The sequence below is a fragment of the Ornithinibacillus sp. FSL M8-0202 genome, assembly GCF_037975285.1.
In the GTDB taxonomy this organism is placed as follows: domain Bacteria; phylum Bacillota; class Bacilli; order Bacillales; family Amphibacillaceae; genus Ornithinibacillus; species Ornithinibacillus massiliensis.
Genome location: NZ_CP150248.1, coordinates 130,024 through 151,046, shown reverse-complemented (window position 1 = coordinate 151,046; position 21,023 = coordinate 130,024). Strand labels below are relative to the sequence as shown.

Here is a 21,023-nt window from a genome sequence, read left to right as displayed (position 1 = left end):
ATGTAATAGGGTTAATATTGTTAACTTACTTAAAACCCCCGTATCTTGATAGAAGGATACGGGGGTTTTGCTTCGTTTATGTTGAATGATATATAGGCTGTTTCTTTATTATTTTATGTTAGAAAGAGCCTCGTCTGGAATAGCGTTTTTTCGAGCCATTGCAGCACTTCTTGTTGATAAGAGACAGAAATAGCTTAGCATTCCGAAATAACATGTAATAACTAACGCATGCATTAACGCGACACCTAAATTCAATAAGGTAAAGATAATGAGAGCACCAAATGTAACTTGTAGAAGTATTAATGTAAAGGTTGCTGTCCAACCCCACTTCATAATATTACTTTTTGGATAATCTTTTAGGATCCGAATAAATAGACTTAATGTCCAAATAAATAATAATCCAGCAAACATCCGATGTCCCATTTGAACCCATTGCTCAAATGTAAAGTTTGAGAAATCAAATGGTGCTGTATTTTTACACAACGGCCAATCGCCACAAACTAAGTTTGCGTTTACATGTCTTACGAGAGCCCCTGTATAAACAACGAGTAAGGTAAATATGGTTAAAGCATAGATTTCAACACGGTGCTTCTTTTTTATGTAAAGTGAATCAGCATCAAATTTCTTATCAATTTCAAAAATAAGTAACATTAATAAGAAAATGGTTGCAAAGGAAATAAGTGATATGCCAAAATGTGCTGCTAAAACGAAGTCAGATTGTCCCCACATTACAGCGGCAGCACCAATCAATCCTTGCAAAACTAAAAAGAAAACAGAGGAAATAGATAGAAATTTCACTTCCCTAATATTTCCGATATGCTTCCAAGACAGATAAGCTAGGATAAGAACGATAATACCAACAGAACCAGATACTAAACGATGACTCAATTCAATAATTAATTCCATATCGATTTCAGATGGAACCAATTCTCCTTTACATAGTGGCCAACTATCACCACACCCATCACCTGACTCGGTTTTAGTCACTAGTGCCCCTCCGATAAGAACAAACGTCATCCCGATGACCGCTAGAACCGAGAGCCATTTTAATAATTTTATCATACTATCAATATCCTCACTTTTTCATTGTTGTTATGTATTACGACATTATTATTATACCACTCTCCATGATAATCTTTTTTTCGCGTATAAAGCAAATCTTTTATGCAATATAATGACAATTGACACAGAATTGTTAAACAATAGATGGATTTAAATATCGAACAGATGGAATTAAGAAAAAACCCTTGCAAAGTTTTTCATTGTCTGCTAGAAATAATATAGGGGATATACTGTAAATTTAGTAGTAGAACTTCTGACGAAAGCAATTACATAGGTGGCTGGATTTTTGAAGGCGTTTTAGCCTTTTATTTGTTTACAACATAAAATTCACATAATTGTCAGAAGTTCGTGTGAATTGTGACAGTATGGTCCTAGAGGCAAATGGATTGTAAGATGGAACCGTGATACAATGAGCATTAATAGATAGCATACTTTATGGAAATATGAACAATGCTAGGATGAGTATGCTTCTTTTATATGTCCCTTTTATTTTGGGGGTTAAAGGGGGGATATACAGGATGCGTTCAAATGAGACAACTTCCTCAAAAAAAGGGCGATGCTATTGTACATACGGGAGTAAAAAGTGATAGTAAATTTTGATGGATTTACTGAAAAAGAATGAATTGGTACTTGCCTTAGTTACTTTCCTTTTAGATACAATAATTTTAGCTTTGTTAGGAATATTAAATACTGTCTTCTTCATTTTGTATTAAAAAGGAATGTATCGATAACGAATGGGGAATAGGTACATATATAATTAAGGTTTCCCATTACTAATTATCATCCTTACTATTTTCTATATATAAGGAAGGAAATTTTGAAAGAGAGGTATTAATACATGAAAGGTTGGATGGGAAGATTCAAAGTATTATCCCTATTGGGTTTAGTAGCATTATTTCTATCAGCCTGTGGTAGGGAGAACCTGACAGCGTTAAACCCTAAAGGCTACGGCGCGGAAAAATCTCTAGATCTAATTATTCTACCTACTGTTATCATGACTGTTGTTCTTGTAATTGTAATGGTTATATTCACAGTAGCGCTCATTAAATTCCGTAAGAAAAAAGGTCAAGAAGATGTTATTCCAAAGCAAGTTGAAGGTAACCAAACATTAGAAACAATCTGGACTGTTATTCCGATTTTACTTTTAATCGTAATTGCGGTGCCAACAGTAATCTATACGTTTGATTTAGCTGATGATGCGGATGCTAGTGATTCATTAAATGTTAACGTTACCGGTAACCAATATTGGTGGCATTTTGATTATGATGGACTAGACATTCAAACAAGTCAGGATGTATATATTCCTGTAGGTGAAAAAGTATACTTTAATATGTTATCTTCCGATGTTATCCATTCATTATGGGTTCCTGCACTATCTGGTAAGCTTGATGTTAACCCAGAAAATGAAAATACATTTTATCTTCATGCTTATGAAGAAGGTGTGTATTGGGGTAAATGTGCGGAGCTTTGTGGACCTTCACACTCACTTATGGACTTTAAGGTTGTCGTAGTAAGTCAAGAAGAGTTTGACCAATGGGTCGCTGATATGCAAAACTTTGATCCAGAAGCAGAACCTGAAACACAAGAAGCAGTAGATGGTAGAGCATTATTTGAAGAGAACAACTGTATTGCATGTCACGCAATTGGATCTTCACCTGTAGAAGTCGGTCCTAACTTAACCAATTTTGGAGACCGTACAAAACTAGCAGGTACAGCAGATATGACAAAAGAAAATATCATTAAATGGATTGTAAATCCAGAAACAATGAAACCAGGAAATAAAATGACTGGTATGTACCCATCAGTTAGTGAAGAGGATGCTGCATTAATTGCAGAGTATCTATTACAGTTACGTCCTTCAGAAATTACGCCGGAGAGTGCGGGTAACTAACTTTTGATTTAAGGTTTGTATGATTGAAAAGGGAGGTTTATTTTGTGAGTTCAGCAACTGCTCAGAAAACAAGCTTCGCTGCCGTATTATGGGATTATTTAACGACTGTTGACCATAAAAAAATAGGTAAACTATATCTTTATGGTGGGGGTTTCTTTTTCCTACTCGGTGGATTAGAAGCTTTAATTATTCGTATTCAACTAATGAAACCAGACAACGATTTTATATCTGCTGGTTTATATAATGAAATGATTACAATGCATGGAACAACGATGATTTTCTTTGCGGCCATGCCAATATTGTTAGGATTAATGAACGCCGTCATGCCGTTACAAATTGGTGCTCGTGATGTTGCGTTTCCATTTCTTAATTCATTAGGTTTTTGGTTATTCTTGTTTGGTGGAATTATGCTAAATGTCAGCTGGTTAACTGGTGCACCAGATGCTGGTTGGACAGCATATACACCACTATCAACGTCCTCACCAGGACATGGTGTAGATTATTATATTCTAGGTCTACAGATATCGGGTGCTGGTACGTTAATGGGGGGAATTAACTTCCTCGTAACGATTGTTAATATGCGTGCACCTGGTATGACATACATGCGTATGCCATTATTCACATGGACAACATTCGTAATCAGTGTATTAATATTATTTGCATTTCCAGCTTTAACAGTTGGTTTATTCTTACTCATGTTTGACCGTATGTTTGATTCAGCATTCTTTGATGTAGCACTTGGTGGTAACAGCATCATTTGGCAACATCTATTCTGGATCTTTGGTCACCCAGAAGTTTATATTCTAATCTTGCCAGCGTTCGGTATTTTTAGTGAAATTTTTGCGACATTCTCTAAAAAGCGTCTATTTGGATATACCGCAATGGTATTTGCGACAATCCTTATTGCGTTCTTAGGCTTTATGGTATGGGCTCACCATATGTTTACAGTAGGAATGGGTCCAGTTGCGAACTCCATTTTCGCTATTGCTACGATGGCAATTGCTGTTCCAACTGGTATTAAGATTTTCAACTGGTTATTAACCCTTTGGGGTGGAAATATTACCATTAATAGTGCAATGCTCTGGTCATTAGGATTTATTCCTTCCTTTACACTAGGTGGAATGACAGGGGTTATGGTAGCTACTTCTGTAGCGGATTATCAATACCATGATTCTTACTTCGTTGTAGCCCACTTCCACTATGTAATTGTTGGTGGGGTAGTATTTGGAATTCTTGCAGCACTACATTACTGGTGGCCATTAATGTTTAAACGAATTCTTAATGAAAAATTAGGTAAGCTTGCATTCTGGACATTCTTTATTGGATTCCATTTAACATTCTTTATCCAGCATTTCCTTGGATTAATGGGTATGCCTCGTCGTTATTGGGTATTCTTAGATGATCAAGGGTTAAATGTGGGTAACGCAATTAGTACAGTCGGTGCCTTCTTTATGACATTCGGTGTACTAGTATTCCTATTCAATGCATTTTATTCTTGGTTTAAAGAAAAGCCTGCACCACAAGATCCTTGGGATGGTCGTACATTAGAGTGGGCAGTTGCTTCACCGCCACCACATTATAACTTTAAACAACTTCCACTAGTTCGTGGACTTGATGCATTATGGATTGAGAAGATGGAAGGTAATGGCAAAATGACACCTGCTGAACCTGTAGGAGATATCCATATGCCAAACGGATCTATTCTACCGTTTATTATGTCAATTGGTTTCTTTATTGCAGGATTCGGGTTTATTTACCATAATCAATCTAGCTTTGCCTATGTATTACTATTCGGTGGCATGGGGCTAGCATTATTATGTATGCTAATTCGCTCGCTAAAAGATGACCTTGGATATCATATCCATAAAGAAGATCTCGAAAAGGAGGCTGAATAATATGGCTAATGATCATACCTTAAATCCAGAAACAATGCCACATCATCCTGAAAAAGCAACACTTGAAGGGAAGAATAAGTTTTTAGGATTATGGTTTTTCCTTGGCGGAGAAACAGTATTATTTGCCAGCCTTTTCGGAACATACCTTGCATTAAAGAATTCGACTGCTGGTGGACCAAGTTCTGAGGATATTTTTGGACTTGAATTAGTATTCCTTATGACCATGCTATTATTAACTAGTTCCTTAACTAGTGTGTATGCCATGTATCATATGAAGAATAATAATTTCGCTAAAATGCAGCTTTGGCTTGGAATTACCGGCTTACTTGGTCTAGCATTCCTTGCATGTGAGATTTACGAGTTCTATCACTACATTCATGAGTATGAATTTACATTTCGTTCTTCTGCTTTTGGATCTGCATTCTATACTTTAGTAGGCTTCCACGGTGGTCACGTACTTTTTGGTCTATGTTGGTTAGCAGCTCTTATGATTCGAAATGCAAAGCGTGGATTAAATCTTTACAATGCACCAAAATTCAATACATTTAGTTTATATTGGCACTTTATTGACGTTGTATGGGTATTCATCTTTACAGTGGTATACCTAATGGGGAAGGTGGGGTAACGGATGGCAAATAACACCAAAACCAATGAATTTCAAAAACAACAAAATAAAGAGGAAATGAAAAAGCAGCTGATTACCTTTGCTACAATGATCATTTTTACTATTATTGCTTTTGTCATTGTTGGTTCAGGTATAATGAGTAAGATGCTGGCGATTCCATTATTACTAATCCTTGCTGTAGTACAAGTAGCATTCCAATTTTACTACTTTATGCATATGAAGGATAAAGGACATGATATGGTTGCTATCATGATTTATGGTGGAGTGTGGGCGGCAGTATTAACCGTAGCTGCACTTAGCTTAGTAATATGGTGGTAATCTAAATAAGGATCAGGGAATTGTTTTCCCTGGTCCTAATTTTTTGGGATAAGAAACGAAGAATTCACGGCAGACACTCCTAATTCTTCAACTACATCTATTAGTCTTTAAAAAGTTGTCACAGTTTATCCGTGTTTACCGTATACTTATAGGTTATAATGGAATTTAGATAATAGGATAACTATGGAGTGAATGATATGTTGGTTAATTTACAACTTTTTGGATTTCGTGCTTTATGGAGTCCATATTTCTTTTTATTTGTTTTGGCTTTAGGAATTACATATTACTTAATCACTGGGCCGCTTCGCCATAAGTTTGGTTCTGTTGAAGAACCAACAACGAAACAAAAGGTTTTTTTCTATATTGGACTAGTATTACTTTATATTGTTAAAGGGTCTCCAATTGACTTGTTAAGTCATATTACCCTTACAGCTCATATGATGCAAATGGCAATTTATTTAATTGTATTTCCAATTCTTATGATAAAGGGGATCCCGGCTTGGATTTGGAAGGGTGTGCTTGTTAAACCAGTTATTAAATCTGTGATGAAAGTACTTACGTTTCCGTTAATTTCAATTTTATTGTTCAATACGTTATTTTCTATTTACCATTTGCCAGCAATTTTTGATATGACGAAATCTTCACCGGTTATACATACTTCATTCCATATTTTGCTTTTATTATTTGGATTTTTAGTATGGTTCCCAATTATGTCACCGATTAAAGAATGGCAAATTAAACATCCGTTAGGGAAGATTTTCTATATATTTGGTAATAGTGTATTGATAACACCTGCCTGTATATTGATTATTTTTGCAGATGTACCGTTATATGCAGCTTATAGTTCGAGTGGCGCTTGGATCCAAGCTATGGCACTATGTGTGCCAGGAGACGTTCTAAGTGGACTAACTTCTACTTCTCAAATCACTGGGCCAGAAATGTTCACATCAATGTCCACGTTAGAAGATCAGCAGCTTGGTGGTATTATTATGAAAATAATGCAAGAAATCATTTATGGTGTCATTTTAGCTAAAGTATTTTATGCTTGGTTTAGCCCGGAAACCTTAAAGGTAGACCCATTACCAAATACGGTTGCACATACAACAGAATAAATGATGGAAGGGGAGAAGTATTCCACTCTTTAATAAATTTGGAGAGGAATAAGACTATGGAAATTTTACCTACAATTAGTACTTTCTTTATTTTTTTAAGTGCGGTGTTAGTTGCAATTGGATGGCGTTTAATTGCGACGAATCGCCCAAAAGCACATAAGAAGACGATGATTGCAGCAGCAATCAGTGCGTTATTGTTCTTTATTATTTATGTGTCTCGAACTGTTTTTATTGGAAACACGAGTTTCGGTGGTCCAGATGAATTAAAAATTTACTATACGATATTTTTAGTTTTCCATATAACATTAGCTACAACAGGGGCTGTTTTTGGACTTGTAACGCTATACTTAGCATTCAAGCGTAAAATCTCCAAGCATCGAAAAATAGGCCCGATTACTTCCATTATCTGGTTCGGATCTGCAAGCACCGGTATTGTCGTGTACCTCTTATTATATGTTCTCTACCATGGTGGACATACAACAAGCTTGTTGAAGGCAATATTTGGCACATAATTTACCTTTCCTTATTGGATTGCAAATAAAAATAACGCATTTGCTCTTTTCAAGCAAATGCGTTATTTTTTATGGTTTAAAATTTAATGTTAAGCTTCAAGATTCCAGCTTCCCTAGCTGAAATGTAAATGATTAGGATTAATGGCCCAATGATAAATCCTAATATACCAAATATCTTTAATCCTAGGAACATCGAAATTAGTGTTGCGAGTGGTGACAATCCCATATGTTTTCCCATCACCTTAGGTTCAATCGTTCTCCTTATGGCAAGTAGTATGATAGCTAGAATGGACAGTTCTACTCCCATCTGTATATCTCCAGCCATAAACATAATGATAGCCCATGGTCCAAGAATAATGATCGAACCAATAAGTGGAACTAAATCAACTAGCCATATGATGAGCGCCATAATTAAAGCAACCTCTGGAGCGATAATAAATAATCCAATGAGCGAAACGGCAAAGATAATTAAACTAACTAAAAATTGAGCTTTAAAGAAGCCAACAATAACATTTTTTATTCGATTATTCATAAAGGAAACTTTTTCAGCAGTTTCTTTTGTAAATAAATTAAATGTTTTATCTTTTAATATTGGTAGTTCTAGCATAAAGAGGAACAAGGCTATTAGATATACTAGAATACTTACAATATATTGCGGAATCTGAGCAAATATACTAGCAATCTTATTGATGGTTAACTTCTCTCTAAGTGTCGTGTTAAGCTGTGTAACATATGTATCAAAACTGTCTGTTACAGATTCGACAAACTCAGAAGGTAAATCATTACCATATTCAGTTATTCGATTTTGCCATTCTCCATATACTTGGTTAATCTTATTGATATGAGATGGTACATCTTCTACAAAGTTAATTGCTTGACCTACAGCCTTTGTGACAATAAAGCCTCCGGCAAATCCAACTACCACTAGAAACAATAGAAATACAAGTAGTACCGAAATTTTCCTGTTAATTCTCGTTCGGTTTTGAATAAATTTCACTAAAGGGTTTAAAGTAAGTGCTGTTATTAGTGCAATAATTAATGGGATAGAGATAGATAATACGAAATATCCAACCACTAATAATAACAGTATGATGATGAATAAGATGATTTTTCGAAACAAAAGGGTATCTCCTTTCGGGTGTTGGAAAATTCTTTAATATACCTATAAAAAATATAGCATGAAATCATCCATCTGGATAGAAATAACTCGTGAAATAGGGAGATAAAAAACCAACTACTCGCACCGTGAGAGTAGTTGGCCATTTTGTTCATTACTCAACGTTAAGTTCTTTAAGATCTTCACTAACTTTTTGCAAAATTTTGGTTGCTCTTTCTACCAGATTTTCTGGAAAGTTTTCTTCTTCACCATATTCCACACCATGTGGATAATAATGCTTACCAAGTAATGGACTTAATAACTTAATGACGGCATCGCCACGGTCAACATCACCTTCAATTGCGTAACCTTGAATACGGATGTAATATGTAATGTTTTTCTCATTGGAACCGATTTTATAATCATATGTAACTCGTTCATAATCCCACTGTCCAGCACGGATAAAGGCATTATTTCCCATGATCCTATCTAATGGTTTTATTTCCATTATAGTATCTTCAATTCCTACGTTTTCTAATTTCATTTTCTACACCTCACATTTTTGCTCACTACCCTAATAATAGTATTATTTCAATGAAGTTGCAATGAAAATGGGATTTTTATCCTTGAGAAATTAGAACTGTCATATAATTGTAACGATTTGACTAATCCAATGCTCGTGTATTTCTGTCTTAACATACAAATAAATTAATTGCTTATATCGTATTTAATAATTTTATAGCATGTTTTAATATAGTAAAACATATAGTTTACTATACTATTTAGTAGAGGGAGCTAGACGAAATGCGATGGATAAAAGGCGTTGTAGGCTTTATTATGATAGTCATTATTACATTTTTTATTTTAGAAAAGAATCAAATAGAATCACGTGAAGCAATTGATAGTCTTAATCATACATTAATCGTGAAGAAGGAGAATGTAAAGGAGAAGTCGGTTCCTAATAATATAATTGCCAAAGGGAAATATGAAGGGGAACTATTTCATTGGATTGGAAGGAGTACGGATGAGTTAATTCAAGTGTTAGGGGAACCGAAGCGTAAGGACCCAAGTTCTTATGGATATACTTGGTGGGTGTATACGAATAATGAAACACACTATATTCAATTCGGTGTCATAGGGGAGGAAATTCATACGATTTATGCTACTGGCGGTGATATTTCCATTTCACCATTAGCAATTGGTGACAGCTATGAAACGGTTCATCAAGAGTTAGATTTTAAAAATGAAGTGACATATAGTAAAGGAATAGCTTCTTATGCATTTTTGTTAGACGACGAAGATGTTCAAATGCGTCCTTTAGTAAAGCTATCAGATGATCTCTTTTTACAAGTTTATTTTGATACCTTTTCTAATCAGCTTTCTTCTGTCCGTATTATGACTGGTGACGTACTTCTTACACAGCGACCATATGGATTACGCTATAGAGGGAAAATACCCGATCCCCCTAACCTGACAGATGCTAAATGGGAAGAAGTTGAGCGTGGAATGGAACAACAAATTTTTGATATTACGAATGTGATCCGGCACAACTTTAAAAAGAATACGTTAGAATGGGAGGATATGGTTAGCGAGGTTGCCTTCTTACATAGTAAGGATATGGCAGAAAATAATTACTTCTCCCATTATAGTCAAAATGGGAATGGCTTAAAAGAGCGATTAGAAGGAAAGGATATCTATTACACTGCGGCTGGTGAAAATATTGCTGCTCAATATGTTGATGCCCCTGCGGCGGTTGAAGGTTGGTTAAATAGTGAAGGTCACCGGGACGCTCTGTTAAATGATGAATACACCCATTTAGGTGTAGGTGTATATAGGCTATATTATACACAAAACTTCTTAACAAAACCGTTTAACTAGTAGTAGCAAATAAAAAAGAATATCATTAATGACCTGAACTATATTTCGCAATTCTTTCATGATAATGCGGGGGAGTTCGGGTTTTTTATATCCCTTGCTGGAATGGGGAAGAAGTTGCATGTAAGAGGAATAGTTAGTTTTTTGTTTTACTTCCTTGTTTTAGGTGAAATGCACAGAACAATGGTTAAAGCATAAATTATAGTATGTCGATTGTTGCCTATGTGTATAGCTAAAGGGGTGAGATGATTTGAGTACGAATAATTTACATCCAACTGTCCAACGCTTTCGAGAATTTATCAATCAACATCCAAAGCTGAGGAAGGAAATAAGAAGAACAGGAAGGTCCTGGCAAGAATACTATGAAAAATGGATTCTATTAGGTGAAGAGGATGAATACTGGAATAAGTTTAGAGAGGAAACATCCGATAATGATAAAAGTGATAAGAATGGAGCTGAGAGTAAGGCCGAACTATTTAGTCAGCTATTAAAATATGCTGAGAAGATGGATATCGATAAAGTACAAAAGCAGGTATCCCAATTAAGTGGAACGATTGCTACCATTCAAGAGTTAATTGACCAATATCAAGGCTCTAAAAAAGGACCAAAACCACAGGAACATAATCCTTTTGGTTGGTTTAGGGATTAGTGATTACGATGAATAAAACATTACATGATTATTTACTAACTAGACCTGATTTAGTTCATTTTATTCGGTACAACCCAGAATGGTATCGATTTCTATCGAGAGATCCGAATAAGATAGCTGAAATAGAAAATGAGGCGAAACGATTTTATGGTAAAACCTTCTCGCAAAAGCTGGAAAAGGTTAACCAAAATGTTCAAATGGTGGGTATGCTATTACAATTTGCGGAAATGATGAAAGATTAATTGTTTTTACATTTTCACCATAAAAGTGATAAACTATTGGTGGAGGTGAATGATTATGATAGCTACCTTAGAATATGTCGATATTTTAGACCGCTCTGAAATGCTAGGGAGGATGGTTTTGGACTCTGAGGTTTATGAAGCATATGCGGAAGCTAAACATGCTTTAGAAAATGATTCCGAAGCCCAACAGCTTATTAAGGAGTTTACTGCTGTTAAGGATCAATATGAAGACGTCCAGAGGTTTGGTAGATATCATCCAGATTACTCTGAAATTATGAAACTTGTCCGCACTAAAAAACGTGCGATGGACTTAAATGATAAAGTAGCAGCATATAAAATTGCTGAGAGAAATTTTCAAAGTTTATTAGATGAGATTAGTCAGTATATTGCATTCAGTGTTAGTGAACAAATAAAGGTTCCAAGAGATGGGGCTGCACTTACGGATAGTGGATGTGGTTGCGGAAGTGGTGGAGGCTGTGGATGTAAGGCTTCTTAATCGTTATATTGTTGAAATAAAAGCTATATTCTGATAAACTATTTCAAAACTACCTGAAATTGTGAGGATTTTTCATGAGAACAAATAGACAGGGGATTATTGTTTGGTATCAACATGCCAAAAATATGAAACAAATCAAGCGATTGGGAAATGTTCTTTATACATCTAAAAAGCTAAAGTATGCAGTAATGTATGTGGATCAATCTAATCTAGAAGAAATTGAGAAGAAATTATTAAAATACCCTTTTGTATCAAGGGTAGATCGATCATATAAGCCATTTATTCGTACAGAATATGAAAACGCTAAACCAGATAAAGCCAAACAATACGATTATAAAATGGGAATATAGAGCCTTCGTGATTAACCTCGCGAAGGTTTTTCGTTTTCCGTACGGTAGGGTTTTGAGAATAAAAATAAAAAAACCTGCAGAAATAAAATCCTGCAGGTCCCTTTGTTTTCTTGCCAGAAAACAAAAAGGCAAAGGGAGAGGAGAAACCGGAGGAGAACTTATGGGGAAGTGTAAGTCTTCTCCGTGTTTTGAAACAACCAAGCTACGCATTAGCTGTTCCATTAAGCTATTATGTTCAATGATAAAAAATATATACATGATTAGCATATTTTTTGTATTAGTTTTTTTCTGTTTTATTATCTTTTTCCTTTGTGGTAGGATTGTAACGAGTGAGTAACAGAGGTGAATGTGATGCGAGTAATAGCAGGAATACATAAAGGAAGACAATTGAAGGCAGTTCCAGGTAAAAATACTAGACCTACAACAGATAAGGTAAAAGAAGCGGTATTTCAAATGCTAGGCCCATTTTTTCAAGGTGGAGTGGCATTAGATTTATTTGCTGGGAGTGGTTCGTTAGGTATTGAGGCGTTAAGTCGTGGAATGGACTCCTGTATTTTCGTCGATAGTCATCCGAAAGCCATTCAGACTATTAAAGAGAATGTCTCCATGTTAAAGCTTGATGATCAAGTAGAAGTATTTCGTGCAGATGCATTCCGTGCCTTATCAGCATCTGCAAAAAGAGGGCTGAAGTTTGATTTGATATTTCTTGATCCTCCTTATACGAAAATAAGTTACGAAAAGTTATTAGAAATAATTGAAGCAGAGCAGTTATTAAATAGTGATGGTATTATTTACTGTGAACATGATATTCATGATCATTTACCAGATACATACTCCAGTCTAACGGTTAAAAAACAAACTCACTATGGCGGAACAATTGGAGTTACCATCTATCAAAAAAATTAGCTTAGAGGGGTGCTGGCATGACAAAATTAGCAATTTGTCCAGGGAGTTTTGATCCCATTACATTAGGGCATTTAGATATTATTGAAAGAGGTTCTAAAATTTTTGATGAAGTAATTGTTGCTGTCTTTAATAATCGATCCAAATCTCCGTTGTTTACAGTGGAAGAAAGAATGGAATTAATTAGAGAATCGACGAAGCATATGCCTAATGTAAAGGTGGACGCAAGTGATGGCCTATTAATAGAATATGCCGAGGAGAAGAACGCACAAGTCATACTTAGAGGTTTGCGGGCTGTAAGTGACTTTGAATATGAAATGCAAATTACATCCATGAATCGAAAGTTAGATTCAAGAATAGAAACACTATTTATGATGACCAATAATCAATATTCATTCTTAAGCTCCAGTATTGTAAAAGAGGTTGCTAAATATAAAGCTGACGTGACCGACCTTGTACCAGTAGTTGTAGCAGAAGCACTTAAAAGTAAATATAAGCGATAAGAAAGTCAGGACTAGCGATGTCTAGATGTAATAGAAGAAATATAACATAACGGAAACTACTACAGGAGGTAAGCATAGTACATCAATGCTTTCCTCTAATCTTTTACAATCGCTAGTCCTTCGTATTCTTTGGGGTAACATTCTTTGTGAAAATACGAAAATAATCTTGAAATAGTTTAGTAAGGAACGCTTGCTAACATTTCCATTCATAATTTTGAATATCTAAAACGACGGTACATAATAAGGAAAGCTAAGCCAAAAGCAGCAATGGTAATTAATGGTCCAATTTCCTTGAGAAGATCTAATATACGTACCCATTGACTATCTATGCTAGGATTGAGTACAGGCATTTCTTTTACACTTGATTCGATTCTATTTAAATATAAAGGTTTATAAAGTAAGATGGCAAGAATACTAGCTATAAAGCCATGTAAAATACGTGCGAAAAAATACGGATAAAACCTAATATTACTCTTTGAAATAATACTTGCAACCTGAGCTTGTACTGAGAAGCCGTTAAAACCTAATATAAAGCTTACTACAATAACGCTAGCCAAAAAGGGATCAACATTTTCTTTTGAAATCATATTAGCCCCAAGTGTAATCTCAAAAAGCCCTGTTATAAATGGTAGAGCTAATTCTACCGGTATGAAAAAGAACTGTAGCACAGATTGAAAGAAGATGGCAATAAATGGCGTTACTCCTATCAAGAATAGCATTTTATTTAACACTGAAAACAAGATGATAAATCCTCCGACCATAACAAGTGTCTTAATGGAATTAATGACAGCATCCCCCATAATCTCTCCTACTGGTCGCTTGTCCTTTATTCTCGTTTCATGCATTGCATAAAATGCTCGTTTCAGAGAAATTTTACGGCTTTCCTTTTTTTGATACGTCTCTTTCGATCTCCCATAAAATCGCATACAGATGCCAGTTATGGCATTCCCTAGATAATGACAAACTGCTAATAGTACCCCTAATTTAGCATCATGAAAGAAACCAATCGATATCGCTCCAAAAATAAATAATGGACTAGACGAGTTAGTGAACGCAACAAGACGTTCTGCTTCTAACTGTGATATTTGCTTTTGCTCTTTCAGTCGGACAGATAGTTTTGCACCGGTTGGGTAACCACTAACCATGCCCATTATCCAGGCAAAACTGCCAACACCAGGAACATTGAACAATGGGCGCATAATTGGTTCAAATACTACTCCCAGAAACTTTACAACACCGAAACTTAATAATAATTCAGCTGTAATAAAAAAAGGCAGTAGGGAAGGAAAAACTACTTCCCACCACATATCAAGTCCACGAATACTTGCCTCAAGAGCGTCATTAGGATATTTAATTAACGTAAATGCAAAGAAAATAGTTGTAGCGGCAAACAGAAATGTTTTAACTAATTGCTTCAAAAGACTGCCTCCTAGTAATTTGCTAAACTGTACTTATTATTTTGATAGTAGTAAAATAAAACTAGTTTAAAATGAAACGTAAATGGGTTAGTTTCATATATCTATATCAATATACGCTTGTACATTGCCTGAATATGCCATACACTTTTTTCGATAAAATAGATTTTCAAAGAGTTAAGGTATTATAAAGGCCTAAGTGGTTTTGAAAGGGGTCTAAAGATGAAGTTTTCAAAAAGACAGATAGTTTCGCTACTTTTAGCTGTAATGGTTGCATTTTTTCTTTCTACATATAAATTACCGTACTATATTCAAAAACCTGGTGGAGCTGATGCATTAAAACCTATCGTTCAAGTAGAGAATGCTAATGAGAGTGAGGGAGACTTTCATTTAGTAACAGTAAGAGGGGGGCAAGCTACTCCTATACAATACGCTTTAGCTAAAGTCCTACCGCATCATCAAATATTAGATATTAATGATGTTCGTCCTGAGGGAATATCGGATGAAGAATATTTTCAAGCACAATTACAAATGATGGAGAGCTCTCAAGAAGCTTCCACTGTAGTTGCTTATACTGCAGCTGGAAAGGATATAACGATAGAATTTAATGGTGTATATGTAGTAAGTGTTGTTCCTGGATTGGCAGCAGATGGTATTTTGCAAATGGGTGATAGAATCATTGGGATTGATGATTTAGAAATAAAAGAGTCCAATGATTTAATATCCTATATAGAGCAGAAGAAGGTTGGAGATCAAATTACGGTTCATTTAATTCGTGATGATGAAGAGATAACTAAGGATATCACATTAGGTGTAATTGATGAAGAGACGAAGCAAGTTGGGATTGGTATCACTTTAGTTACCGATCGTGATGTTCAAGTTGACCCTCCTCTTACATTTTCTAGTGGTAATATTGGTGGACCAAGTGCAGGGTTAATGTTTTCACTTGAAATTTATAACCAATTAACGGAAGAAGATCTGACTAAGGGTCATCAGATTGCGGGAACTGGAGAAATCGATTATGAAGGAAATGTCGGTAGAATCGGAGGAATAGACAAGAAGGTAGTAGCTGCTGATCGCGAGGGAGTCGATGTATTCTTCGCTCCAAATGAAGGTGGACGTGGAGGCGACTCTAATTATGAAGTGGCTAAGAAGAAAGCCGAGGAGATTGGTACCGATATGGTGATTGTTCCAGTTGATACCTTTGATGATGCCCTTAGGTACTTGAAGGAAGAATTAAAATAAACATTGTACGAAATAGACAGCCCCTAACTGATTTGGGACTGTCTTTTTCGTACTAGAGGTCTATGATGGAATGATTACAGGTCCTCGTAGTTCTTGCTTCCATAAGGTATATCTGCTTTGAACAGGTAGGATACTATAATAAGCATTGGTTGCTCGTTCCTCAATGTGAAGCATCGGATGGGGATTCCGTGATAATTTTGGATAAATAGGCATATTCATTTGTTTTTTTTGTTGATTTAAATATGCTTGTCCTTTTTTCGTCATGCCGATTAGTCTAATATAGCTAATAGAGTTAGGAGCGGTTAGCTCATCGATTTCAGACTTTGTCGTATTTGTTAAAAGATGAACAAAGATTCGCTGTATTCTTGTCCATGTATAACGCTTCGTTTTAATTGCGGCTATCCAGTCATAAAATGAAGTAACATGTTTAGCGGTTTGTTTAATTCGATGTTCAAGGCCTTCTTCCATACCATGTATTAAGGCTAGTTCCTCCAATGACATAGTCAATACTCTATATTGAAGGAACGGGAAATAAGGCTCCCAATTATGTAAGGTTGTTGCCATACCTAAGTAATTTTCTAGCTCGTTGATGGTCGATGGAGGCATGGTGTGTTTTAATTCTGATAATGGTGTCTGTTGGTTAAACAATTGTTTCCTTATGCTGGTTGCACTTGCAATGGAGCTTGTTATCTCTGTATCATGATAACCACTGTTTTTTCGTTTGATTGTCAATGGTTGAATCGGTAGTTTATGCTCAAGGATGGTTTTTACATAGCTAAAACCTAAGATGTTGTTTGGTTTCGATAAGTCTATTCCGCCTTGGGTTAATCCAATTGATTCGTATGCTCTTTTACTAGCTTCAGGAAAAGACATACCAGCATGTAATCCATGTTTTAGTTCACGTTGATAGGTTACTTGGTTATCTTTATAATCATCATATCCTTTGATGAATGTGTCGATATTGCCTGACTCGCTCCCAAAGCATATACTATCTACCCCTAACGCTTGTAAGGTTAACACGGAACCTTTTGCAAATAGGTCGCTGCTCTGTACAGCGTATACATATGGTAGTTCCACAACGATATCTATTCCGGCCATAAGAGCAGCCTTTGCCCGGTGGAATTTATCGATAATGGCAGGTTCACCTCTTTGCAGGAATGACCCACTCATAACAGCTACCATACAGTCTGCATTTGTTTTTGCCTTTGCCTGTTCTAGATGATAGTAATGTCCGTTATGAAATGGGTTATATTCAACAATTAACCCGCATGCTTTCATATTCAGCACCCCAAAACTTTACAATTAATATTTTCCTGTTATGGTTGATTATAGAAAATCATCTGCGGGAATGCTACAAATACGAATATTTTTTTATACTGTAAAGAAAATATATTGACAAAAGTGGATTTTCCTTTTAAAATTACTCTTGTTGCCTTGAGGTGAAATAGATGAAATTTACATTAGCACAATTGAAGAAAGATGCTTTCAATAAGCCTTTCCATTTTTCTGGTGAAGTAGATGTCTCGGAGTTAGAAACGATGAACAACGATATTCGAAAGATTGGCTTTGTTCAGGTAAACGGCGTGTGTAATAGACAGGGTGATCAATTTTTCTTTAAGTTCACGATAACTGGTGAAATGATTTTACCTTGTGCTCGTACATTAGTTGATGTTTCTTATCCATTCAAAATAGAAGCAGAAGAGATTTTTTCAACATCACCTTATTCTAATGAGGAAGATGATGCAGAAATTCATCCGATTCATGGAGAAGTGCTTGACTTAATGCCGTATATAAAGGAAAATATTTTATTGGAGGTTCCTTTTCGTGTATTCTCCGATGAAGTAGATTCAGCGGATGTACTTCAAAAAGGAAATGATTGGGCAGTACTTTCCGAAAAAACAAAAGAAGTGAAAATTGATCCACGTTTTAAAAAACTGGAGTCATTATTCAAAGATACCGAGAAAGAAAAATAAGAAGTTAATTGATTGTTTTTGCTTTCGTATTTGAAGGAGGTGTAAGTCATGGCGGTACCTAAAAGAAGAACTTCTAAAAAAGTAAAAAGACAACGTCGTACTCATTTCAAATTACACGTGCCTGGCATGGTAGAATGTTCAAATTGTGGAGAATTAACAAGACCACACCGTGTATGTAAAGCTTGTGGGCACTATAATGGAAAAGAAGTTGTTAACAGCTAATACAGGATATTAGAAAACAGATCACATCGTATGTGGTCTGTTTTTTTATCATCAAAGATAACAAGTTTTACAAGGAAGGGAAAAAGCGATATGGATGAACTTGTACAATACCAATACATGGCAGATAAGGGATATGGAATCATAACCATTAACCGTGCGAAGAAACGAAATGCTATTTCGATTGCAATGGCGAAACGTTTCATGAGCTGTATCGAAAAAGCGGAGAAAGATCCAATTATGTTTTTAGTCGTAACGGGTGCAGGTGAACACATCTTCTGTGCTGGTGGTGACTTAAATGATTTACATGGAGAATTAACAACGGAAGAAGCAAAGAAGAGTCTATTAAATATGATGGAAGTATTATATCGTTTGACAGTATTTAAGGTGCCAACCATTGCGCTTTTAAATGGTGGAGCTCGAGGAGGCGGCTGTGAATTAGCATCTGCCTGTGACATACGGATTGGCAAAACTGGAACAACGTTTGGGTTTATCCAAACAAAGTTAGGAATCATCCCTGGTTGGGGTGGTGGTGTCTTGTTGGCTAAAAGAGTACATACTAGTTTTGCCAACCAGTGGATAATGGAAGGTACGATTTACAACATAGAAGATTTAGTCCAAAAAGGATGGATTCATAGAGTGGTCAATCATGATGAATGGAAGGATTGGGACAGTCTATTAAAACCATATTTATCGAAATCCCCGGCACAAATGAGAATTTTAAAGGAGCAATATCTAGAGGAAATAGGTGTACTAGGGTTGAAGGAGAGAATGGAGAAGGAAGTTTCTCACTGTGCTTCTTTATGGGAGTCAAAAGAGCATAAAGACGCTGTATCTGCATTTTTGCACCGAAGCTAGCACCTAAGAATAATTTAGAAATTTATGATAAAGAGTATTCTATCACCCCTATTTTGTGCATACATTGATAGCAAAGAGATAAGGAGTGATGTTATGAATGCGACAAGGCAAGATGCCTGGACTGAAGATGAAGATGTTATATTAGCTGATACAGTGCTTCGCTATATTCGTGAAGGGAAAACGCAGCTTGAGGCATTTAAGGAAGTGGCGAAGCAGTTGTCTAGAACGTCTGCTGCGTGTGGATTCAGATGGAACGCAACCATCCGTAAACAATATCAGGAAGAAATACAACGTGCGAAAGAAGAAAGAAAGCTCGGTGGAAGAAAAGTCTTTTGGACGGAAGATGGCTTAAAGCTAGACCAAGAAAAAGATACGATAGAGTCAGCCATTATGCTACTTGAAAAAATGAAGTCTAACTTCGCTGAACATCAGGATATCGCTAAAAAAGAGCAGGAAAAACTTCTAAAGAAACTAGAAGAAGAAAATAAAAAACTAAAAACACAATTGCAGCGATATGAAAATGCTTGGGAGGAAATGGGTAATCTATGGAAATGGATTAAAGACAAATAATAATATCGCTTACGCCATTATATATAAACCTACATGAAAAAGAGGCTTATCTCCATTGATGAGCCTCTTCTATTTACAATGAAAGAGTTTACATTTTATTGAACAACTCGTTCAAATACCCTCTCAGGTAACCATAGTAATGGATTTTGCCCCAAATCTCGCTCCATTTCATAGTTAGCCTTTTGAAAACCCATCTTCTCCCAGAAACCATGGGAATTGATGCGTGGGTTAGTTTTTATAGGTAAGTTGTACCCTTTTGCGTATTCTACTAGTTTCTTTCCATAGCCCTTGCCACGGTAATGTGGTAAAACTTCTAATTTCCATAGCTCTAAATAATCTTGAGCTGGATCAAAGTACTTATCATATTTTTTATCGACTCGATATAAGCTCATTCTTGCTATTAATGTATCACCGAAATAAATTCCATAGAATGGTGATTGACTATTATTCTCCACGATGTTAGATTGTAAATCCTCTAACATGGATAGCTCTTGGTGTCCGTATTCTTTAAAGCGTGTAAATTCTTCTAATGTCTTATAATTGATTAATAGCTTTTCTACTTTTACTTCACCCATGTACTTCATCCCCTTTGTTGTCAGAAAAATATATATTTTGTATCTATTATAATACATCTTTAAACATAATGAAAACGGTTAAAACGATGAAATAATTACCATTGTTAGTCACAAATAATTATTATTTTGTTACAATTAAGAAATGATTCAATCGATATGTTGTAAAAGGGGATTCATAAAGTCATGTTAGATATTGTATTAATGATAATAGCATTTATCATAACCATACCAATTATAGTAACGATATTATTGTATTTCCTATTTAAATACCTGTATCAAAATCCCATAAAAGCATTTCACCGGGCGATTAATTGGACTACCATTTTATACATAGCTGCAGTAAATGTAATCCTTACTGAATTATTTGGCGGTTTTTATATTGGATATTGTATTGGTGTTCTACTTTGTATGCTAACAATATTAATTATTATTCAGTGGAAGAAAGATACGGAGATTGATTACCGTAAGGCGTTTAAATTCTTATGGCGGTTATCCTTCTTACTATTTTTTGTGTTGTACTTAGTGCTGGTATTATATGGTGTCATACGAAACATTCTAATATGAAATGAGGTATTTATTCGTTAGGATATAATTTTGAAACAGGAAACATGAAATAATACTAGCTTTCTTGTACAATAC

The 21,023-nt window shown here is 35.5% G+C and carries 26 protein-coding genes; 20 read left to right on the top strand and 6 right to left on the bottom strand.

Going from position 1 to position 21,023, the window contains the following annotated elements; genetic code table 11:
• Window positions 1–108: 108 nt before the first annotated feature.
• Window positions 109–1,062, bottom strand: a complete 954-nt coding sequence (locus MKY78_RS00775; protein WP_339215467.1) for a heme A synthase — start codon at window positions 1,060–1,062, stop codon at window positions 109–111.
• 838 nt (window positions 1,063–1,900) lie between these two features.
• On the opposite strand from MKY78_RS00775, the gene coxB reads away from it, so the two are divergent.
• The 6 genes from coxB to MKY78_RS00745 all read left to right on the top strand — a co-directional run bounded on the left by coxB (window position 1,901) and on the right by MKY78_RS00745 (window position 7,415).
• Window positions 1,901–2,953, top strand: coding sequence for a cytochrome c oxidase subunit II (gene coxB / locus MKY78_RS00770; RefSeq protein ID WP_339215465.1), 1,053 nt, complete (start codon window positions 1,901–1,903; stop codon window positions 2,951–2,953).
• A gap of 44 nt (window positions 2,954–2,997) precedes the next feature.
• Window positions 2,998–4,848, top strand: coding sequence for a cytochrome c oxidase subunit I (gene ctaD / locus MKY78_RS00765; RefSeq protein ID WP_339215463.1), 1,851 nt, complete (start codon window positions 2,998–3,000; stop codon window positions 4,846–4,848).
• A 1-nt stretch (window position 4,849) separates the two neighbouring features.
• On the top strand, window positions 4,850–5,473 hold the full coding sequence (locus tag MKY78_RS00760; protein ID WP_339215462.1) for a cytochrome (ubi)quinol oxidase subunit III: 624 nt from the start codon (window positions 4,850–4,852) through the stop codon (window positions 5,471–5,473).
• Between the two features lie 3 nt (window positions 5,474–5,476).
• Window positions 5,477–5,791, top strand: coding sequence for a cytochrome c oxidase subunit IVB (ctaF, locus tag MKY78_RS00755; RefSeq protein ID WP_339215461.1), 315 nt, complete (start codon window positions 5,477–5,479; stop codon window positions 5,789–5,791).
• 197 nt (window positions 5,792–5,988) lie between these two features.
• Complete coding sequence (gene ctaG / locus MKY78_RS00750) at window positions 5,989–6,903, top strand: cytochrome c oxidase assembly factor CtaG (RefSeq protein ID WP_339215459.1); 915 nt, start codon at window positions 5,989–5,991, stop codon at window positions 6,901–6,903.
• Between the two features lie 56 nt (window positions 6,904–6,959).
• Window positions 6,960–7,415: a DUF420 domain-containing protein gene (locus MKY78_RS00745; protein ID WP_339215458.1), complete on the top strand. Its 456-nt coding sequence runs from the start codon at window positions 6,960–6,962 to the stop codon at window positions 7,413–7,415.
• Window positions 7,416–7,491: 76 nt separating this feature from the next.
• Here MKY78_RS00745 and ytvI read toward each other — a convergent pair whose 3' ends face one another.
• Together ytvI and MKY78_RS00735 are read right to left on the bottom strand one after the other, a co-directional pair.
• Entirely contained in the window at window positions 7,492–8,535 is a 1,044-nt protein-coding gene (gene ytvI, locus MKY78_RS00740; protein ID WP_339215456.1) for a sporulation integral membrane protein YtvI, read from the bottom strand.
• Between the two features lie 151 nt (window positions 8,536–8,686).
• Complete coding sequence (locus MKY78_RS00735) at window positions 8,687–9,055, bottom strand: YugN family protein (protein ID WP_339215454.1); 369 nt, start codon at window positions 9,053–9,055, stop codon at window positions 8,687–8,689.
• 260 nt (window positions 9,056–9,315) lie between these two features.
• Here MKY78_RS00735 and MKY78_RS00730 point away from each other — a divergent pair, with 260 nt between their 5' ends.
• The 8 genes from MKY78_RS00730 (at window position 9,316) to coaD (ending at window position 13,529) form a co-directional block, all read left to right on the top strand.
• The gene (locus MKY78_RS00730) at window positions 9,316–10,389 is read left to right on the top strand and encodes a CAP domain-containing protein (protein WP_339215453.1); all 1,074 of its coding nucleotides are present in this window, start codon (window positions 9,316–9,318) and stop codon (window positions 10,387–10,389) included.
• Between the two features lie 247 nt (window positions 10,390–10,636).
• Window positions 10,637–11,035: a spore coat protein YlbD gene (ylbD, locus tag MKY78_RS00725; protein WP_339215451.1), complete on the top strand. Its 399-nt coding sequence runs from the start codon at window positions 10,637–10,639 to the stop codon at window positions 11,033–11,035.
• Between the two features lie 8 nt (window positions 11,036–11,043).
• On the top strand, window positions 11,044–11,277 hold the full coding sequence (locus MKY78_RS00720; protein ID WP_339215450.1) for a YlbE-like family protein: 234 nt from the start codon (window positions 11,044–11,046) through the stop codon (window positions 11,275–11,277).
• A 55-nt stretch (window positions 11,278–11,332) separates the two neighbouring features.
• On the top strand, window positions 11,333–11,773 hold the full coding sequence (locus MKY78_RS00715) for a YlbF family regulator (protein WP_339215449.1): 441 nt from the start codon (window positions 11,333–11,335) through the stop codon (window positions 11,771–11,773).
• A 74-nt stretch (window positions 11,774–11,847) separates the two neighbouring features.
• Window positions 11,848–12,123, top strand: a complete 276-nt coding sequence (locus MKY78_RS00710) for a DUF2129 domain-containing protein (protein WP_186868571.1) — start codon at window positions 11,848–11,850, stop codon at window positions 12,121–12,123.
• A 110-nt stretch (window positions 12,124–12,233) separates the two neighbouring features.
• Complete coding sequence (locus tag MKY78_RS00705; protein ID WP_339215448.1) at window positions 12,234–12,365, top strand: hypothetical protein; 132 nt, start codon at window positions 12,234–12,236, stop codon at window positions 12,363–12,365.
• 109 nt (window positions 12,366–12,474) lie between these two features.
• On the top strand, window positions 12,475–13,029 hold the full coding sequence (rsmD, locus tag MKY78_RS00700; protein ID WP_339217777.1) for a 16S rRNA (guanine(966)-N(2))-methyltransferase RsmD: 555 nt from the start codon (window positions 12,475–12,477) through the stop codon (window positions 13,027–13,029).
• Between the two features lie 17 nt (window positions 13,030–13,046).
• Complete coding sequence (gene coaD, locus MKY78_RS00695; RefSeq protein ID WP_186868573.1) at window positions 13,047–13,529, top strand: pantetheine-phosphate adenylyltransferase; 483 nt, start codon at window positions 13,047–13,049, stop codon at window positions 13,527–13,529.
• Window positions 13,530–13,735: 206 nt separating this feature from the next.
• On the opposite strand, the gene ylbJ is transcribed toward coaD, so the two are convergent.
• Window positions 13,736–14,947 carry a sporulation integral membrane protein YlbJ gene (gene ylbJ / locus MKY78_RS00690; protein WP_339215445.1) on the bottom strand — a complete coding sequence of 404 codons (1,212 nt, stop codon included), beginning with the start codon at window positions 14,945–14,947 and terminating at the stop codon, window positions 13,736–13,738.
• Window positions 14,948–15,166: 219 nt separating this feature from the next.
• On the opposite strand from ylbJ, the gene MKY78_RS00685 reads away from it, so the two are divergent.
• Window positions 15,167–16,189 carry a SepM family pheromone-processing serine protease gene (locus MKY78_RS00685; RefSeq protein ID WP_339215444.1) on the top strand — a complete coding sequence of 341 codons (1,023 nt, stop codon included), beginning with the start codon at window positions 15,167–15,169 and terminating at the stop codon, window positions 16,187–16,189.
• Window positions 16,190–16,249: 60 nt separating this feature from the next.
• Here MKY78_RS00685 and MKY78_RS00680 read toward each other — a convergent pair whose 3' ends face one another.
• Complete coding sequence (locus MKY78_RS00680) at window positions 16,250–17,467, bottom strand: nucleotidyltransferase (RefSeq protein WP_339215443.1); 1,218 nt, start codon at window positions 17,465–17,467, stop codon at window positions 16,250–16,252.
• Window positions 17,468–17,637: 170 nt separating this feature from the next.
• Between MKY78_RS00680 and MKY78_RS00675 the strand changes: the two genes are divergently transcribed.
• The 4 genes from MKY78_RS00675 to MKY78_RS00660 all read left to right on the top strand — a co-directional run bounded on the left by MKY78_RS00675 (window position 17,638) and on the right by MKY78_RS00660 (window position 19,809).
• Window positions 17,638–18,162, top strand: a complete 525-nt coding sequence (locus MKY78_RS00675; protein WP_339215442.1) for a YceD family protein — start codon at window positions 17,638–17,640, stop codon at window positions 18,160–18,162.
• A gap of 48 nt (window positions 18,163–18,210) precedes the next feature.
• Window positions 18,211–18,384, top strand: a complete 174-nt coding sequence (gene rpmF, locus MKY78_RS00670) for a 50S ribosomal protein L32 (protein ID WP_339215440.1) — start codon at window positions 18,211–18,213, stop codon at window positions 18,382–18,384.
• Window positions 18,385–18,474: 90 nt separating this feature from the next.
• Complete coding sequence (locus tag MKY78_RS00665) at window positions 18,475–19,239, top strand: enoyl-CoA hydratase/isomerase family protein (RefSeq protein ID WP_339215439.1); 765 nt, start codon at window positions 18,475–18,477, stop codon at window positions 19,237–19,239.
• A gap of 93 nt (window positions 19,240–19,332) precedes the next feature.
• Window positions 19,333–19,809 (top strand): RsfA family transcriptional regulator, encoded by a 477-nt coding sequence (locus tag MKY78_RS00660; protein ID WP_339215438.1) that lies wholly within the window; start codon window positions 19,333–19,335, stop codon window positions 19,807–19,809.
• A gap of 95 nt (window positions 19,810–19,904) precedes the next feature.
• Here MKY78_RS00660 and MKY78_RS00655 read toward each other — a convergent pair whose 3' ends face one another.
• Complete coding sequence (locus MKY78_RS00655; RefSeq protein ID WP_339215437.1) at window positions 19,905–20,384, bottom strand: N-acetyltransferase; 480 nt, start codon at window positions 20,382–20,384, stop codon at window positions 19,905–19,907.
• Window positions 20,385–20,567: 183 nt separating this feature from the next.
• On the opposite strand from MKY78_RS00655, the gene MKY78_RS00650 reads away from it, so the two are divergent.
• A complete protein-coding gene (locus tag MKY78_RS00650) occupies window positions 20,568–20,948 on the top strand; it encodes a DUF3397 family protein (protein WP_339215436.1) in 381 nt (126 codons plus the stop codon).
• Window positions 20,949–21,023: the final 75 nt, after the last annotated feature.

What these genes read in the sequence shown, in the direction of transcription:
- rpmF (WP_339215440.1), top strand. Translation starts at nt 18,211, where the DNA reads ATGGCGGTACCTAAAAGAAGAACTTCTAAAAAAGTAAAAAGACAACGT.
- MKY78_RS00730 (WP_339215453.1), top strand. Translation starts at nt 9,316, where the DNA reads ATGCGATGGATAAAAGGCGTTGTAGGCTTTATTATGATAGTCATTATT.
- MKY78_RS00735 (WP_339215454.1), bottom strand. Translation starts at nt 9,055, where the DNA reads ATGAAATTAGAAAACGTAGGAATTGAAGATACTATAATGGAAATAAAA.
- MKY78_RS00680 (WP_339215443.1), bottom strand. Translation starts at nt 17,467, where the DNA reads ATGAAAGCATGCGGGTTAATTGTTGAATATAACCCATTTCATAACGGA.
- MKY78_RS00760 (WP_339215462.1), top strand. Translation starts at nt 4,850, where the DNA reads ATGGCTAATGATCATACCTTAAATCCAGAAACAATGCCACATCATCCT.
- ctaF (WP_339215461.1), top strand. Translation starts at nt 5,477, where the DNA reads ATGGCAAATAACACCAAAACCAATGAATTTCAAAAACAACAAAATAAA.
- MKY78_RS00745 (WP_339215458.1), top strand. Translation starts at nt 6,960, where the DNA reads ATGGAAATTTTACCTACAATTAGTACTTTCTTTATTTTTTTAAGTGCG.
- MKY78_RS00775 (WP_339215467.1), bottom strand. Translation starts at nt 1,062, where the DNA reads ATGATAAAATTATTAAAATGGCTCTCGGTTCTAGCGGTCATCGGGATG.
- coaD (WP_186868573.1), top strand. Translation starts at nt 13,047, where the DNA reads ATGACAAAATTAGCAATTTGTCCAGGGAGTTTTGATCCCATTACATTA.
- MKY78_RS00650 (WP_339215436.1), top strand. Translation starts at nt 20,568, where the DNA reads ATGTTAGATATTGTATTAATGATAATAGCATTTATCATAACCATACCA.
- MKY78_RS00665 (WP_339215439.1), top strand. Translation starts at nt 18,475, where the DNA reads ATGGATGAACTTGTACAATACCAATACATGGCAGATAAGGGATATGGA.
- ctaG (WP_339215459.1), top strand. Translation starts at nt 5,989, where the DNA reads ATGTTGGTTAATTTACAACTTTTTGGATTTCGTGCTTTATGGAGTCCA.
- MKY78_RS00675 (WP_339215442.1), top strand. Translation starts at nt 17,638, where the DNA reads ATGAAATTTACATTAGCACAATTGAAGAAAGATGCTTTCAATAAGCCT.
- MKY78_RS00710 (WP_186868571.1), top strand. Translation starts at nt 11,848, where the DNA reads ATGAGAACAAATAGACAGGGGATTATTGTTTGGTATCAACATGCCAAA.
- rsmD (WP_339217777.1), top strand. Translation starts at nt 12,475, where the DNA reads ATGCGAGTAATAGCAGGAATACATAAAGGAAGACAATTGAAGGCAGTT.
- MKY78_RS00715 (WP_339215449.1), top strand. Translation starts at nt 11,333, where the DNA reads ATGATAGCTACCTTAGAATATGTCGATATTTTAGACCGCTCTGAAATG.
- coxB (WP_339215465.1), top strand. Translation starts at nt 1,901, where the DNA reads ATGAAAGGTTGGATGGGAAGATTCAAAGTATTATCCCTATTGGGTTTA.
- MKY78_RS00720 (WP_339215450.1), top strand. Translation starts at nt 11,044, where the DNA reads ATGAATAAAACATTACATGATTATTTACTAACTAGACCTGATTTAGTT.
- MKY78_RS00685 (WP_339215444.1), top strand. Translation starts at nt 15,167, where the DNA reads ATGAAGTTTTCAAAAAGACAGATAGTTTCGCTACTTTTAGCTGTAATG.
- MKY78_RS00660 (WP_339215438.1), top strand. Translation starts at nt 19,333, where the DNA reads ATGAATGCGACAAGGCAAGATGCCTGGACTGAAGATGAAGATGTTATA.
- MKY78_RS00655 (WP_339215437.1), bottom strand. Translation starts at nt 20,384, where the DNA reads ATGGGTGAAGTAAAAGTAGAAAAGCTATTAATCAATTATAAGACATTA.